The 14,285-nt window shown below is 59.2% G+C and carries 16 protein-coding genes and 1 tRNA gene; 7 read left to right on the forward strand and 10 right to left on the reverse strand.

What is annotated here, in order from left to right; translation table 11 throughout:
* Window positions 1–12: 12 nt before the first annotated feature.
* The 3 genes from O0879_RS18750 (at window position 13) to O0879_RS18760 (ending at window position 1,628) form a co-directional block, all read left to right on the forward strand.
* Window positions 13–360: an energy transducer TonB gene (locus tag O0879_RS18750; protein ID WP_077408994.1), complete on the forward strand. Its 348-nt coding sequence runs from the start codon at window positions 13–15 to the stop codon at window positions 358–360.
* Between the two features lie 167 nt (window positions 361–527).
* The gene (locus tag O0879_RS18755) at window positions 528–1,100 is read left to right on the forward strand and encodes a hypothetical protein (protein WP_289918107.1); all 573 of its coding nucleotides are present in this window, start codon (window positions 528–530) and stop codon (window positions 1,098–1,100) included.
* Between the two features lie 162 nt (window positions 1,101–1,262).
* Window positions 1,263–1,628, forward strand: a complete 366-nt coding sequence (locus tag O0879_RS18760; protein ID WP_289906328.1) for a hypothetical protein — start codon at window positions 1,263–1,265, stop codon at window positions 1,626–1,628.
* Window positions 1,629–2,179: 551 nt separating this feature from the next.
* Here O0879_RS18760 and O0879_RS18765 read toward each other — a convergent pair.
* From O0879_RS18765 to O0879_RS18775, 3 genes are all read right to left on the reverse strand, one after another.
* Window positions 2,180–2,629 (reverse strand): hypothetical protein, encoded by a 450-nt coding sequence (locus tag O0879_RS18765; RefSeq protein WP_035825219.1) that lies wholly within the window; start codon window positions 2,627–2,629, stop codon window positions 2,180–2,182.
* A gap of 256 nt (window positions 2,630–2,885) precedes the next feature.
* A complete protein-coding gene (locus tag O0879_RS18770) occupies window positions 2,886–3,545 on the reverse strand; it encodes a PEP-CTERM sorting domain-containing protein (RefSeq protein ID WP_099665284.1) in 660 nt (219 codons plus the stop codon).
* 327 nt (window positions 3,546–3,872) lie between these two features.
* On the reverse strand, window positions 3,873–5,984 hold the full coding sequence (locus tag O0879_RS18775) for a TonB-dependent siderophore receptor (protein ID WP_289918109.1): 2,112 nt from the start codon (window positions 5,982–5,984) through the stop codon (window positions 3,873–3,875).
* 289 nt (window positions 5,985–6,273) lie between these two features.
* Between O0879_RS18775 and O0879_RS18780 the strand changes: the two genes are divergently transcribed.
* Together O0879_RS18780 and O0879_RS18785 are read left to right on the forward strand one after the other, a co-directional pair.
* The gene (locus tag O0879_RS18780; RefSeq protein WP_161789566.1) at window positions 6,274–6,720 is read left to right on the forward strand and encodes a response regulator; all 447 of its coding nucleotides are present in this window, start codon (window positions 6,274–6,276) and stop codon (window positions 6,718–6,720) included.
* Between the two features lie 53 nt (window positions 6,721–6,773).
* On the forward strand, window positions 6,774–7,526 hold the full coding sequence (locus tag O0879_RS18785) for a hypothetical protein (RefSeq protein ID WP_289918111.1): 753 nt from the start codon (window positions 6,774–6,776) through the stop codon (window positions 7,524–7,526).
* Between the two features lie 45 nt (window positions 7,527–7,571).
* On the opposite strand, the gene O0879_RS18790 is transcribed toward O0879_RS18785, so the two are convergent.
* The 3 genes from O0879_RS18790 to O0879_RS18800 all read right to left on the reverse strand — a co-directional run bounded on the left by O0879_RS18790 (window position 7,572) and on the right by O0879_RS18800 (window position 10,102).
* The gene (locus O0879_RS18790) at window positions 7,572–8,930 is read right to left on the reverse strand and encodes a family 43 glycosylhydrolase (RefSeq protein ID WP_289918113.1); all 1,359 of its coding nucleotides are present in this window, start codon (window positions 8,928–8,930) and stop codon (window positions 7,572–7,574) included.
* 19 nt (window positions 8,931–8,949) lie between these two features.
* Window positions 8,950–9,228, reverse strand: coding sequence for a hypothetical protein (locus tag O0879_RS18795; protein ID WP_289918115.1), 279 nt, complete (start codon window positions 9,226–9,228; stop codon window positions 8,950–8,952).
* Window positions 9,229–9,424: 196 nt separating this feature from the next.
* The gene (locus O0879_RS18800) at window positions 9,425–10,102 is read right to left on the reverse strand and encodes a hypothetical protein (RefSeq protein ID WP_289918117.1); all 678 of its coding nucleotides are present in this window, start codon (window positions 10,100–10,102) and stop codon (window positions 9,425–9,427) included.
* 234 nt (window positions 10,103–10,336) lie between these two features.
* Between O0879_RS18800 and O0879_RS18805 the strand changes: the two genes are divergently transcribed.
* Both O0879_RS18805 and O0879_RS18810 read left to right on the forward strand, forming a co-directional pair.
* Window positions 10,337–10,582 carry a hypothetical protein gene (locus O0879_RS18805; protein ID WP_289918118.1) on the forward strand — a complete coding sequence of 82 codons (246 nt, stop codon included), beginning with the start codon at window positions 10,337–10,339 and terminating at the stop codon, window positions 10,580–10,582.
* Window positions 10,561–10,716 (forward strand): DUF4113 domain-containing protein, encoded by a 156-nt coding sequence (locus O0879_RS18810; RefSeq protein WP_289918121.1) that lies wholly within the window; start codon window positions 10,561–10,563, stop codon window positions 10,714–10,716. Before O0879_RS18805 ends, O0879_RS18810 begins: the two co-directional genes overlap by 22 nt.
* A gap of 155 nt (window positions 10,717–10,871) precedes the next feature.
* Here the strand turns inward: O0879_RS18810 and O0879_RS18815 are convergent.
* The 4 genes from O0879_RS18815 to O0879_RS18830 all read right to left on the reverse strand — a co-directional run bounded on the left by O0879_RS18815 (window position 10,872) and on the right by O0879_RS18830 (window position 14,263).
* Window positions 10,872–10,947: transfer RNA gene (locus O0879_RS18815), tRNA-His, on the reverse strand.
* 142 nt (window positions 10,948–11,089) lie between these two features.
* Window positions 11,090–11,935: a glutamate racemase gene (gene murI, locus O0879_RS18820; RefSeq protein WP_289899874.1), complete on the reverse strand. Its 846-nt coding sequence runs from the start codon at window positions 11,933–11,935 to the stop codon at window positions 11,090–11,092.
* Between the two features lie 66 nt (window positions 11,936–12,001).
* Window positions 12,002–13,543, reverse strand: a complete 1,542-nt coding sequence (locus O0879_RS18825) for a fumarate hydratase (protein ID WP_166449574.1) — start codon at window positions 13,541–13,543, stop codon at window positions 12,002–12,004.
* Between the two features lie 105 nt (window positions 13,544–13,648).
* On the reverse strand, window positions 13,649–14,263 hold the full coding sequence (locus O0879_RS18830; protein WP_077400355.1) for a YqhA family protein: 615 nt from the start codon (window positions 14,261–14,263) through the stop codon (window positions 13,649–13,651).
* Window positions 14,264–14,285: the final 22 nt, after the last annotated feature.

A 14,285-nucleotide genomic window follows, 5' to 3' on the forward strand; every position in this document is an offset into this window, starting at 1 on the left:
ATGGGGAAGCACATGTTTGAGAATAAGCGTTTGATGAGTGTTGCAGCAGCCTTGCTGGTGTCCGTTTCTTCCGCAGCCTTCGCTGCCGAGGTGCCAGCGTCGTTCGATGCCAAGAATTGCAAGGCCGACTATCCGAAAGCTTCGTTGATGAACGAAGAGCAGGGCACCGTGACGATGTCCTTCCTGGTCAATGCCGATGGTAGCGTTGCCGATTCGAAAGTCGAGAAGAGCAGCGGCTTCAAGAACCTGGACAAGGCCGCCATCAAGGCCCTGTCCGCGTGCAAGTTCAAGCCGGGCACCAAGGATGGCGCCGCAGCGCAGACCTGGACCAAGGTCGACTACGCCTGGAAGCTGGACTGATCCACCTATTGCCGGGGGCCTGGCTCCCGGCATGAGCTCTCCGCTACGGGCGGCGCCTGCAAGGGTGCCGCCCGTAGTGTTATGTGCGCCAGCCAACGGCACTGTCGCCGCCGATTCTGTTACCCTCGAAACATACCTTCGGGATCTCCCACCACAAGAGGCCTACCATGCAGCGCATCCTGACACTTTCCCTTCTCGCCGCCAGCGGCATGCTGCTTTCCGCCTGCGCCTCGCTGGGCACGCCCGTGGGCTTGCAGGCGGGGCAGACCGTGGCCGTCGTCAATAGCCTGAGCTGGGACAATCCCCTGACGGGCAAGCGCGACGGCGTGCGCACCAGCTGGCCCATCAAGGATGGCAAGATTGCCCCTGAGTATTTTCCGCTGGCGCAGCTGAAGCAATGCGAGGCGGGCGGCAAGCCGTGCGCCTGGGGCGTGATGCGGGCGCAGCGCGGCGCGCCCGCTTTGCAGTATGCGGACGGCGGCGTCGACCTGGCCGTGAGCGTGGCTATCGACGTGGCGCGGCGCCAGGATGCGCGCCTGGGAGAGACGCAGACGGCGATGGCGATTCCGCAGGATGTGGCCGCGCTGGCTGGCAGGCAACAGGTGCAGCCCAGCTGGAAATTGAAGTATGGAAAGGTCGAGCAGGTTGAGCTCGATTACGGCGTGCGCTACCAGGTGTGCGTGCAGCGCTACGATGCGGCCGGCAAGGCCATCGATACCTGCGCGATACCGTTTATTTGAGGAAACATGCCGCGCGCGCCGTTTGTGGCGGCTTTGCGACACTTCATGTTGCGGCGTGCGTCGGGGTGTAACAATCGGTAAAAGCACAGCAAAGCGCGGCGTAATTTCTTATAGTACTTAATTAAGGTAGTACACCAGTATTGGTACCCGAGGAGAATTGCAATGAAAACCCTGTTGGCAGTAATTTCGCTGGCCGCCCTGGGGGGCTGCGTCGTGGCGCCGCCCGGTCCCGCGTATTACGGTTCGCGCGCGCCACAGGGGGCTTACAATCCCTATGAATGGCATACGGTCTCGTCCGAACCGGTGCAGTCATCGCGCGTGGAATACACGAATGAACCCGTGTATGTGCAGCAGCAACCGGTGTACGTGCAGCAGCCCGTTTATGTGCCGGCGCCCGTGTACGCGCCGCAACCGTATTATTACAATCCGCCCGTATCGATCGGGCTGGACTTCATGTTTGGCTTTGGGCGCTACGGTGGACACCGCGGCGGCTGGGGCGGGCACGGACGCTACTACGGCCGCCGCTAGTCAACATCCCACCAAATTTACTGCGCGTCGCGATTCGCGGGCTGCGATGCTCGCTGTACTAAACTACAGCTGCGCTTCTCCCCCACGACTCACCGCCGCTCGCTACAATTTGGTGAGAGTTGTGACGTAATATGAACTCAGTGGAAATACACGGAACTCTGGTGCAGCACGTCCGCCGAGCACAGGATGTACATCGCCGCCGCTGCCAGACCTATTTGCAAGGCGCCAAAGCTGATCGGGATGAGGCGGGACATGTCGTACTCCTGAGTGGTGTGAGGTGTGGTCAGGCTTTCATCATAGGATGACTCGATGCCTTTGGGCATCGGATGAATGTCCGCCACGATGTAGGACAACACCTCGTGCCTGGCGCCCCGCCTCGCTCTCCGACTGCCTGAGTAACCCCCAATAAATTATTCCGATTTCTGACTTCCATAACCGGCGCTCTGCGGTGTTGCCCACTGCTAGCAGTGCTCGCACTGCGTCGCAGCGGGCGCCTTGCATAGCATCCGGTTCTGTTCGTCATAACTTCACAATAATTTCCTGAGGATTACTTAGCGGTTTTTCCAGCGCACTACAGGCTCTTCCGGCGCCGTGTCCGGCACGTTCGAGATCGCCAGCCAGTGCGTCAGGCGTTCCGGATGCTTGAGATTGATGCCCATGCCATCGATGATGCCGACCTGTTCCAGCATGCGTGCATCGATTTTCGCCTTCGACACCGTGGGCGCGCCCATGACCATGCGGTCATACGCCTTGCGCGCCTTGTGTTCCCATTTGTGCAGATTGCTTTCATCGAAGCGGTTCGCTTCGAAATACACGGTCAGGGTGCCATCGAGGTTGCCGAAGCCGACAATGCCCGCGCCCTTGCGGATGGTGGTGGTGTTGTCGATGTCAAATTCCGCCGTGGGCACGAAAATGCCGGCGCGGCCATCGATGTCGGGACGTCCCACGGGCGTTTCCTTGCCATAGGAACTCGTTTCGGTAATGGTTTTTTCTGCAGACATAGTGCGTGTGGTGGCCGTGCCGGGAGCGCGATCGGGCCCGGCAGCGCCAGTCATCCTGTTCAAAAAATGCGTGCTGATGATCAGGGCGGGGTAGTGGCCCTGGCGGAGCGATGCTTGGCATTGCTTGATACCCCGCTATTGTAGCGTCAATTTAATTCTTTTTGGCAACATTTCCTGGGAATTATGCTTCCGTTTGGGCCATAAAAAAAGCCGCCCGGCCTGGTGGCGGAGCGGCTGTTGCACGACGACTTCAGACTCAGGCGGCAGTCTTGCGGCGTGCCATGAAACCCAGCAAGCCCAGGCCCAGCAGCATCATGGCGTAGCTTTCCGGTTCCGGCACGGCCGTCGTCACCGAGACGTTGTCCAGGTAGGAACCATAGGTTGGCGCGGAGGCCGGGCCGATCGATTCGAAGCGCAGCAAGGTGGACGAACCGAGCGCGGTGACGTTCTGGCTGTAGGTTTGCCACACGCCGGTGGTGTTGCCGACCAGGGCCGTTGGCGTCAGCAGGGTCGAACCCCAGTAGACGTTCATCAGGCTGCTTGCGCCGCCTGGCGTATTCGGGCGGCCCGAGTAGGCAAACGACAGCGCATACGTGCCGCCGGCCGTGGTAGCGAGCGATTGCGACACGGACGTCAGGCGCTCGGCGTTGAGTTCCAGGTATTGCGTGCCGGCGGCAGCGACGGGGTTGAAGCCGCTCTGGCCGCCTTGCGTGGCGCCCTTCTGGATTTCAAAGGCCGTATTGCCGCTGACGGATGAGGTCCAGCCCGTCACGGCGCTCAATTGTGCGAATGGGGTGGTGATGGCGTTGCTTTCGAAGCTGCCGTTGACGACCAGTTCGGTCGCGGCGTTGGCGCCGCCGGCAGTGATCAGGGAGGCCAGTGCGGCGATCTTGAAGAGGGTAGCAGGCATTTTCATGTGGGTCCGTTCTATTATTTAAAAGTTAATTTCATTTCCTAAATGACATTTAAAGAATATCACTAAAACTCACGAAAAAAACTGCTGCACGATAAAAATATTTGTAATTGTGAAATCATTCATGTTCAAAATTGCATTAATTTCCATGGTGAACCAATTGCAGTGCTGGCGCAGGGTGAGCGCGGCCCTGAGGCTGCTTGCCCCGGAGTATTTTTGTGACATCGGGACGTAAAAAAACCTGCATCGAAACAACAACGATGCAGGTTTTTTGCGTGCCGCCCGCGTGCGCGCCCGGCTATTGATGCCATAGCCGCGACGTGCGCGGGACTAGAACGCCAGCCGTCCTTGCAGGTAAACCATGCGCGGCGCGCCCACCAGCTTGCCCAGGTTGCCGTCCGAGGTGCGCGTGAAGTAGCGCTTGTCGGCAAGGTTGTTGACGCCGGCAACCAGTTCCAGGCCGTTCTGGCCCGGTACTTTCCATTTCACTTGCGTGTTCCACGTACGGAAGCCGGGAATGACGCCCACGCTGCCGGCCAGGTTTTCCGCCACGGTGTTGGCCTCGTCGGCGAACTGGCGGCTCTGGTGGCTGCTCGACAGGTCGAAGCCCCAGGCGCCCAGCTGGTAGTGGGCGCCGACGGTGTCCGTGGTGCGCGAATAGAAGGGCACGTCATTGCCCGCGTTCACGCCATCCTGCAAGGTGGCCTTGGTATAGGTGTAGGTGGCGTAGGCGTTCAAGCCGGCCAGCGGGCCGGACTGGTCGAAGTGGTAGTCGACGGCCGATTCCAGGCCCCGGTGATGCGTGGCGCCCACGTTGTAGAAAATAGCGTTCTTGCCGCTGCCGACGGACTGGATCTGGTTGTCGAACTTGATGTTGAACAAGGTCGCCTCGGCCGACAGCTGGCCGCTCTTCCAGCGCGCGCCCAGCTCGGCGGTTTTCGCCAGTTCCGGCTGCAGCGCGTTCTTGCTTGATTGCGCATTGAGCTGCGTATTTTGCACGGCGCCAAACGAGCTGTTGTAGTTGCCGAACAGGGTGACGTTGTTGTTGAGCAAATAGGCCACGTTCAGCGAGGGCAGGGCTTTGTTGTTGAGCAACTCGATCTTTTGGTCGGTCGGCAAGTGGTTGAAGCGCACCGTCTTGATGTGCTCGTAGCGCACACCCGGCGTGATGCGCCAGGCGTCGATGGCGATCTTGTCGTCGATATACACGGCTTGCGCATCGGTGGAGTTGTTGGCGAAGTTCGTCGTTTGTTGCACGCCGCTGGCGATGGCGACGCTGTAGATGCTTTCATCGGCCCGTTCAACCAGGTAGCGGTAGCCGACGGTGACGTCCTGCGACACCTTGCCGGTCGTGAAGCGCTGCGTGTAGCGCGGTTCGATGGCCGTCGTTTCATAGTTGCGCGGCTGGTGGCCCAGGTTGTTTCCGCTGATCAGCGTGCTTTCGCGCGAGCTCTTGTTGTAATAGGCGCGCACCTCGAATTCTTGCGTGCCGGAAATGGCATTCAGGTAGCCGATGTCGAAGGCCTTGCGCTCGCCGCTCCAGAAGTCGGTGGGGCGCGTGTTCTGGAACGGGTCCTGCTTGTATTGCGCGGCAGTCAGGCCGCCCGGCGTGCGCGACGTCACGTCATAGTAGGACAGCTTGCCGTACACCTCGGCCGTCGGGCTCAGGTCGTAGCGGAATTTGAGGGCGAAGTCGTTGACCTTCTCATCGCTGCCCACGCGCCAGTCGCTGCCGCGGATGCCGGAATACAGCACGGCCAGGCCCAGGCCGCTGTCGAGCTGGGTACCGGCAAACACGCTGGCCTGCGTGTTGTGGCCCACTTCGCTGTATGAGTTGTAGCGCACGGTGGCGTCGCCCGTCACGCCTGACGTGGTAGGCACGCGGCGCGTCTTGAAGTTGATGATGCCGCCCACGTTTTGCGGGCCAAAGCGTACGGCGCCGCCGCCGCGCACCACGTCGACCGTTTCCACATTGGCCAGGCTGACGGGCGCGAACGACAGTTGCGGCTGGCCATACGGCGCGACCGACATCGGGATGCCATCGAGCAAGACCGTGCTGCGCGGCGAATAGCGTCCAGCCAGGCCGCGCACGCCGATATTCAGGGAAATGGCGCTGCCGGCGCTGCCCGAGTTGTCGCTGATCTGCACGCCGGGAATGCGGCGCATCACGTCGCTGAGGCTGGTCGCGCCCGAGTTTTCGATGTCATCCTTTTGCACCACCGTGCGGGCGCCCGCGAAATTTTTCGTGCTGGCGGCCATGCTGGTGCCCAGCAGGTTGCTGCTGACCTGGATGGATTCCAGGATGGGACCGGCGTCATTGGCGGTACTGGCCGTATTGGCGTCCTGTGCCTGCGCGGCAAGGGACGCGCCCAGGCAAGCGAGGGCGATGGCCAGCGCGCACGGGCGCAGCGAAAAAGGCAGTGGGGAAAGTGTGGCGGCCATGCATGGATCTCCGTAGGGACAATGGTTGCGCGGGCATTTTTGGCGGCGCGACAACATCGTGGCGTGGGCATCCTGCGCAAGGGGATAAGAATGATAATGATTCTCATTTTATCCGTCAATTGCGAATATTGCGTAGTGGCGGTATGCCTGCCCGCAGGGTGGGGAAGTGTTGCTGGCGCGGTACAGCGGGCGGTCTTGATTGCCGCTTGGCACCAGTGCTCGGGTGCGGCGGCATTGTGCGCGCTTCTTGTATACTCCCGTTTTTGCAGCCGTCAGACGTGAACGTACAATGAGCCAGACAACTGAAACGACACCAGGCAATCCCCCCGTGGAACGCCGCCAGGGCGACCAGCCGGCAAGTGCTGCGCGCAAATTGAATCTGCTGGTGGTCGACGACAACCAGGAAGTGGGCGAATCGCTGGCCATGCTGCTCGAAGCGCTGGGCCACCACGCGGTAGTGGTGCGCAACTGGCAGATGGCCGTCGAGCAAGTCAAGCTGTGCGTGCCCGACGCCGTCTACCTCGACATAGAAATGCCCGGCATCAGCGGCATCGAAATCGGCCGCCGCCTGCACCACAACCCCGAAACGGCCAATGCCGTGCTGATCGCCGTCACCGGCCACAGCCTGCCCATGTACATGGACGACGCGCTGGCCGTGGGCTTCCGCCACTTCCTCGTCAAACCCGTGCGCCTGGACGACCTGGCGACGACGGTGCAGTCGGTGCTGGCGGGCTGAAATGTGTGCTATGGTTTGCGGCCCATCCCCGGGCATCCGGACACAGGCACGCAATGACCATGCATTCCCCGCAGCAAGCTGCAAGCACCGACCTGGCCAGCCGCTATCTGGGCGTACTGGCCGATTGTGATACGGCCTTGCTGGATCGCCATGCGCCGCATGCCGATGCGGAAAAGCTCTCGGGTCTCTTTCTCCCCAGTATTCCGCCCAACTGGCTGGAGGCCCGGCAGCGCATTATGATCGTGGGCTGCGAAACGCGGCAATGGAATGTGTTGCCGGTAGGGGAGCGTTTTAGTTCGCTGGAGTACTATGTCGAGCGGTCGATGGCCGTGCATCAGGCTTATTTTGCGCAGCAATTGTCACGCGCGGATATCAAGGGCCGTGCCTTTCATAATTTCACGCGCGCGGTGGCCCGGCGTTCCGGCAGCGATGGCTTGATCTATGCCAATCTGCTGTGCATGGCGTGGAATAAAGGTAGTCCCGTCAAATGTCGGCATTTTGAGGTCATCAAGAAGTACTCCAAACTGCTGCTGGATGTACAAATCGATTTCTTCCAGCCCGAGATCATCATCTTTGCCAATGGCAGCGCCACCGCCGGGCACCGGCGCGATTTCTTTCCGCTGGCCCGCGATGCGCAGGGCAAGGCGCTGGGCTGCGATTATGTCGAGGATGGCATACCGAATGCGCAATTGTGGCAGTTCCCGCTGCACCACAGGGATTGCTACCGCATCCAGCATCCTTCGTCGCGCTCGCCAAGTGCGGCGCGGGCGCGCGAGTTTTTGCTGGGCCTGCTCCCCGCCCGCTGAGAGGACGCCCCGGCAGTGCCATGCCGCCGGGATATCGTTCGTCTGTTAGGGCCGGCTCAGCGACCACTGCTGATTATTCGCATTGGTCAGGTTCCACTGGATGATTTGCGCGTTTTCCAACGTGCTCAGGTTCAGGACGTCCAGGGTCAGGTTGCTGTAGCGGTTGCTGATCGTCTGGTAGCCGGACGCGGGGCTGGCGAAGCGCCATTGCTGGCCCAGTCCGCCCCAGTAGCTCCATTGGGCGATATTCGTGCCCGCCGTGGTCGAGTTGTTGTAGTCGTCCAGGCCCAGCAGGCTGTTCGCATTGATCAGGCTATAGTACCCGTCGCCATGCCCCACCACATACCATTGCTGGTGTTTCCCTCCTGTATAGGTTTGCTGCTGCACCAGCGCGCCATTCGCCGTGCCGGCGCCGGCCACGGCTAGCGCTTTGCCGCTCAGGCGCGAGCGCAGCACCGTGGGGCCGTCCGAGATGCCGCCGCAGCTGGCGACCGTAAAATTGCGCGTCAGGCTGGGCCAGCCATCGCCGTACGTCATCTTTAATATGTCGAGCTTGGCCGCGCCATTGTCGTTGACGTCGTAGTAGTGGACCGACGTGTAGTTGCAGCCATCCTGCTTGAGCACGCCGATATGGCCCGGTCCCTTGTACTTGCCGTCGAGGTTGGGCAGCACCGTGCGCGTGCCGCTGTACGGCCCCGTCACGCTGCTGGCGCGTTGCACTTCCACATAGTATGTGCTGGCGGCGCCCTGGCAGCATTTGCCGCGGTTGACGAACAGATAGTAATACTCGCCGTCGCGCGTGATGTAGGGCGCTTCGATATCCTTGCCGCCGCCACCGAGGATGGTGGTGACGTTGCCGCTCGTCTTGCCTGTCGCCTGGTTGATTTCCGTCACGCCGATGCCGCCGAAAAACGAGCCGTAGGACATGTAGACCTTGCCGTCGTAGTCGCGGAACAGGGCCGGGTCAATGGCATTGATTTCTCCTCCGCCCCCATACGATTGCACGACGATGCCCAGGTCCGTCCAGCTGGGATTTTTCAGCGAAGCCGAGCGGGCCACGCCGATGGCCGACACGGAGGTACCGAAGGTGGACACCGAGTAATACAGATAATAGTAGCCATTCATGTGGATCACGTCCGGCGCCCAGTACGAGCCGCTGAAGTTGGGGATTTTATTGGCGATCCAGGCCGGCGGCGTGCTGAACACGGGCGCAGGGCCGGCCGACCATTTCAGCAGGTCCGTCGAGGTGGAATACCAGATGCCGTCGCCCGTGGTGAAATTGAAATACGTGTCGCCGTCTTTTGTCAGGGTACCGGGGTCGTGCGCATTGGGCACGCCCGTCAGGGTGATCGCCTGCGCATGGGCGCAGAACATCAGGCAGAGTGCTGCCAGGATTTGCTTCATCGTTGTCTCCGTACTGTTTTTATGGGGTGGTCCAGGCCGCACCCCAGAGTAGGGCGATGGTCGAATTTGCACTAATGAATTTTTTGCAGGAAGCGATACCGGGGCCGGTATCGGAGAATGAAGAAAAGCGGCGCCGGAATAGAAAAAGCCCGGTTCGAAAACCGGAATCTGCTTTGTATTTCTCGCTCCTGCTTCCCTTCTTGTCGGCCAAAATATATTCCAGCTCAGATGCCCGTTTACCCGCATCGTCCAACCTGGCCATCAGCTGGGAAAGCCCTTGTAATTGAATCGTTGGCATCGAGGTCTCTTGAAATGGAGTCGTTGCATGCTGATACCCTGGAGGCGACGATATGCAGACGTCTGCACAAAACACCCACAAGTAGCGCGGCGCCTTGCGGTTGATGCGTGCGCCTTGAGAGCACCTATAAATAAAAAAGACCGCCCGAAGGCGGTTAGGTGCAGCTCAGTTACAGCACAATGTCAAATGTGCGTTTCTACTTAGTCCTCACGGTTGAAGGCTTTGTTTCAGCATTATCCTGCTCTTTGTCCTTGTTACATTTATTAGCGAGCTTATCAAGATTCTCCGGATTAATAACATTTTCTGACATTCCATCGTTCAGAAGTTTCTGCCGCTGGTCCTTGAATTTTTTAGCTGACTCGCACATCTCTGGCAACTGTTCAAAGTAATCTATTGCGGCTTTAGTGGCAGCCTCATTCGCCCGCAGTGCCGACTTAACGGCATACTCGATCGCGTATCCAGATGCGGCACGTACTGCCTTCATCTCCTCATCCGAGCGTTTCTGCGTAGAATTCATAGTCAAACTCTTTTTACTCAATCCAGCTAAACTTCGGGTCAGGACTTGTCCGACCCGGAGATACTCAACAGCTGAAGTTTGCTTTCCTGGAGCGATGGAAGCGTCCAAGCTCTGCAACTCAATAATCTTTTTGTCTATCTCCGACGTGTTCTCGTCCAGCTTTTTAATCGCCTCGCCAAAAGTAATATTCCCGGGATCAACTTCGACCAATATCGAATCGTTGACTCTGATCGACCCATTCTTTACCAGCGGTGCTATAGCAGCCAAGAGCTGTGACTCTCGATATTTAATGGAGCCCCAGTAGCCGCCAATAGCAAGACAAACCACTACAAAGCCAACGCCAAGCAACTTTTTCATGCTGAATCCTTAAGTGTTTTTTAAGCATGATACAACACAGCAACTAATGCGTGACCTCCCAAATTCTCAATAGCTTGATTCCGACAATTGCCCTTATACAATCACCAAGTCCAAATCGTCTTTCGTGGCTAAAATTTTGTGCAGGCAGATTAAGGTCTCGCGGCGCATCAACGGCGGCACGAACGGTCTGGCCGAGCGCTTGGATCTGTTCGCGGTGGCGCAGCGGATACTTACGTGAGTGCGCTGGTCAAGCTCGTGCGCAAGGTGCCTGGCTGGCTATATGGCGCCTTGCTGTTGTGCTTGCTGGCCGGCGCCGCACTGCACGGTCTGGCCATGATTTTCCGCGAGGGCTTCAAGGACAAGAAGGCCGGGATCATGCTGATGATCTGCAGCCGGATACCCAGCGCCAGGGCATCTTGTTTGATGCTGGCGGGGACAGGGCTCAATCAGTGCGGTCGATGGCTGCCCTTGATGCGTTAAATGAGCGGTTCGGACGCGATACCGTACACCTTGGATCTGCAGGCTGGGTCAGGTGCTGGGCAATGTTGTCGGAAAATCGGACGCCCCGATACACCCTCAATTGGGCCGAGCTGCCGACAGTGCTGGCGAAGTAGGCGGCTTCCTCTGCCTGAGTAATTTCGCAGTCAATATATCGGGCTCGATGTCCCGGAGGAGACGGTATTCGTTGGAAAGTTTGAAAAAACGTTGGAAAATGAAAAAAAGGGTTACAGCCGAAGCGTGTAACCCTTTTATTTTCCTACTCATTCTGTGGGGTGGCTGATGGGGCTCGAACCCACGACAACAGGAATCACAATCCTGGACTCTACCAACTGAGCTACAGCCACCACTGTCTTACTTACCTGTTTAGCTGTTTTGCTGAACAGGTGCCGAATTATACAAAGAACTCGGCAAAGTGGCAAATCTAAATGCAGTCTTTTTTAAAGAATCGAAAGATTGCATGAAAACGGTCGTTTTTGCTCACCCAGCTCACACGGACAGGTGTTCGACGGGCGGGTGCAAGTCCAGCAAACCGGCGAAGGCTTTCGCCAGGGACTCGACCTTGGCCGTCGTGTAGCCTTGCAGCCGTGGCGCGTCGTTGTTGATGCGGCGCAAGCTTGCCGCATCGAGCAGGCGGGCCAGCTGGCGTGCCACGGCGTCGCCCGTGTCCACCAGGGTGATCTGTTCCTGCGTATGGGCGCGTACCGTGCGTTCGATGGCTTCCTGCACGAACAGGTAGTGCGTGCAGCCCAGCACCAAGGTGTCGACGCCTTGTTCCAGCATGGGGGCGATGTAGCGTTCCAGCATGGCGCTGGTGGCGTCCAGCGGATCGGTGCCCAGTTCGCATTGCTCGATGCGGTCGGCCAGGCCGATGCAGGGCTGCAAGATGAACGTGGCGCCCGTGGCGGCGCTCACCTGCTCGCGCAAGGCCAGCAGTTTGTCGCCGCGCAAGGCGCGTTCCGTGGCCAGCACGGCGATCTTGCCGTTGCGGCTGATGCCTGCCGCCGGTTTCAAGCCCGGTTCGACGCCGACGATGGGCAGGTCGGGGTAGCGCGTGCGCAAGGCCTTGATGGCGGCGATGGTGGCCGTGTTGCAGGCCACGACCAGCGCCTTCGCGCCTTGCTGCAATAAAAAGGCGGTGATCGCCAGCGAACGGTCGATCACTTGCTGTTCCGTCTTGTCGCCATACGGGGCATAGCCGGAATCGGCAAAGTAAATCAGGTCTTCCTGCGGCAGCTGCGCGCGGATATGGCGCAGTACCGACAGGCCGCCCACGCCGGAATCAAAAATGCCGATGGGGGCGTCCGGGCGGGCATTGCTTGCAATAGAAGTCATATAAAGCCGAAGAGGATAAAAAAACGCCGCGCTGTGTTGCCGCGCGGCGTTAATGGTAGTGCTTGTTTAAGCGACCGTCACGGGAATCTTGCTGACGCTATTGAGTTGCTCGATCTTCGCCTGCCACTCTTTCGGGCCCGTGTTGTGCACGGAGGTGCCTTTCGAGTCCACGGCCACCGTCACCGGCATATCGACGACGTCGAATTCGTAGATGGCTTCCATGCCCATGTCGGCAAAGCCCAGCACTTTCGCGCCCTTGATGGCTTTCGACACCAGGTAGGCGGAACCGCCCACGGCCATCAGGTAGGCCGACTGGTGTTTCTGGATCGATTCGATGGCGACGGGACCGCGTTCGGCCTTGCCGATCATGGCGATCAAGCCCGTCTTTTCCAGCATCATGTCGGTGAACTTGTCCATGCGCGTGGCGGTCGTCGGGCCGGCCGGGCCGACCACTTCGTCGCGCACCGGGTCGACCGGGCCGACGTAATAGATCACGCGGTTCTTGAAGTCGACCGGCAACTCTTCGCCCTTGGCCAGCATGTCCTGGATGCGCTTGTGCGCGGCATCGCGGCCCGTCAGCATCTTGCCGTTCAACAGCAAGGTCTGGCCCGGCGTCCACGAAGCGACTTCTTCCTTCGTCAGGGTGTTCAGGTCGACGCGCTTGGATTTTTCCGTGTCCGGCGTCCAGTGCACTTCCGGCCACGACGACAGCGATGGCGGTTCCATGTAGGCAGGGCCCGAGCCGTCCAGCACGAAGTGGCCGTGGCGCGTGGCGGCGCAGTTCGGGATCATGGCGACAGGCTTCGACGCGGCGTGCGTCGGGTGCATCATGATCTTGACGTCGAGCACGGTCGTCAGGCCGCCCAGGCCTTGCGCGCCGATGCCCAGAGAGTTGATCTTGTCGCACAGCTCGATACGCAATTCTTCCAGTTTATTTTGCGGGCCGCGTTGTTTCAGCTCAAACATGTCGATGTCTTCCATCAACACCTCTTTTGCCATCAGCATGGCTTTTTCGGCCGTGCCGCCGATGCCGATGCCCAGCATGCCAGGCGGGCACCAGCCGGCGCCCATGGTCGGCACGGTCTTCATGACCCAGTCCACCAGCGAGTCGGATGGGTTCATCATGATCATCTTCGACTTGTTTTCCGAGCCGCCGCCCTTGGCAGCCACTTTCACGTCGACGGTATTGCCTTCAACCAATTCCATGTGCACGACGGCTGGCGTGTTGTCCTTGGTGTTCTTGCGGTCGAAATGCGGGTCGGCCACGATGGAGGCGCGCAGCTTGTTGTCGTCGAAGTTGTACGCGCGGCGCACGCCTTCGTTGACGGCGTCGGTAACCGTGCCGCTGAAACCTTCGAAGCGCACACCCATGCCGATTTTCAGGAAGACGTTGACGATACCCGTGTCCTGGCAAATAGGACGCTTGCCTTCCGCGCACATGCGCGAGTTGGTCAGGATTTGCGCGATCGCATCTTTTGCCGCCGGGCTTTGCTCGGCCGCGTAGGCGCGCGCCAGATGTTCGATGTAATCAGCAGGGTGGTAGTAGCTAATGTACTGCAACGCTGCGGCGACGGATTCGATCAGGTCTTCTTGCTTTATGACAGTCATGGTGTTCTCGCGGTAGATAAGAAGGGTAAGACTCTTTACTAATACTAGTTACTGCATTGGAGTGACAAAGCCCATGGCCGCTGCTGGCAGCCATGGGCTTCGGGTTTAATGCGGTCGTGCCTGGTTCTGTGTCACCGTCATGATGCGGTCGGTGTACGCGATCGCCATGGCGGAAATGATGAAGACCATATGGATCACCGTCTGCGCGATGATCACTTCCATCTTGTAGGAGTTGGCATTGATGAAGGTCTTCAGCAGGTGGATGGACGAGATGCCGATGATGGCCATCGCCAATTTCGTCTTCAGCACGGAAGCATTTACATGCGACAACCATTCCGGCTGGTCTGGGTGGTCATCGAGGTGCATGCGCGAAACGAAGGTTTCGTAGCCGCCAATAATGACCATGATCAACAGGTTCGAAATCATGACCACGTCGATCAGGCCTAATACCACCAGCATGATGGTCGCTTCGTTCAGCTTGGTCGGCAGGGCGCTGCCGGGCACGGCGACGGCCGTCAGTACGTGCTGCAGGGCTGCATCATTGCCGAACACGGCGCCGATCAGGTCGGATAATTCCACCCAGAAATGGAAGACATACACGCATTGTGCGAGGATCAGGCCCAGGTACAGCGGCAACTGCAGCCAGCGCGACATGAAGATGAAGGCGGACAATGGATGCAGCTTGGTATGTTTGGCAGACGGTGGTAGGTGGTCGATCATGTAGGGGTTCCTGGGGGAGTAA

Origin of the sequence: Janthinobacterium sp. SUN120, from assembly GCF_030397735.1 — a bacterium.
GTDB classification, from domain to species: Bacteria; Pseudomonadota; Gammaproteobacteria; order Burkholderiales; family Burkholderiaceae_D; genus Janthinobacterium; species Janthinobacterium kumbetense.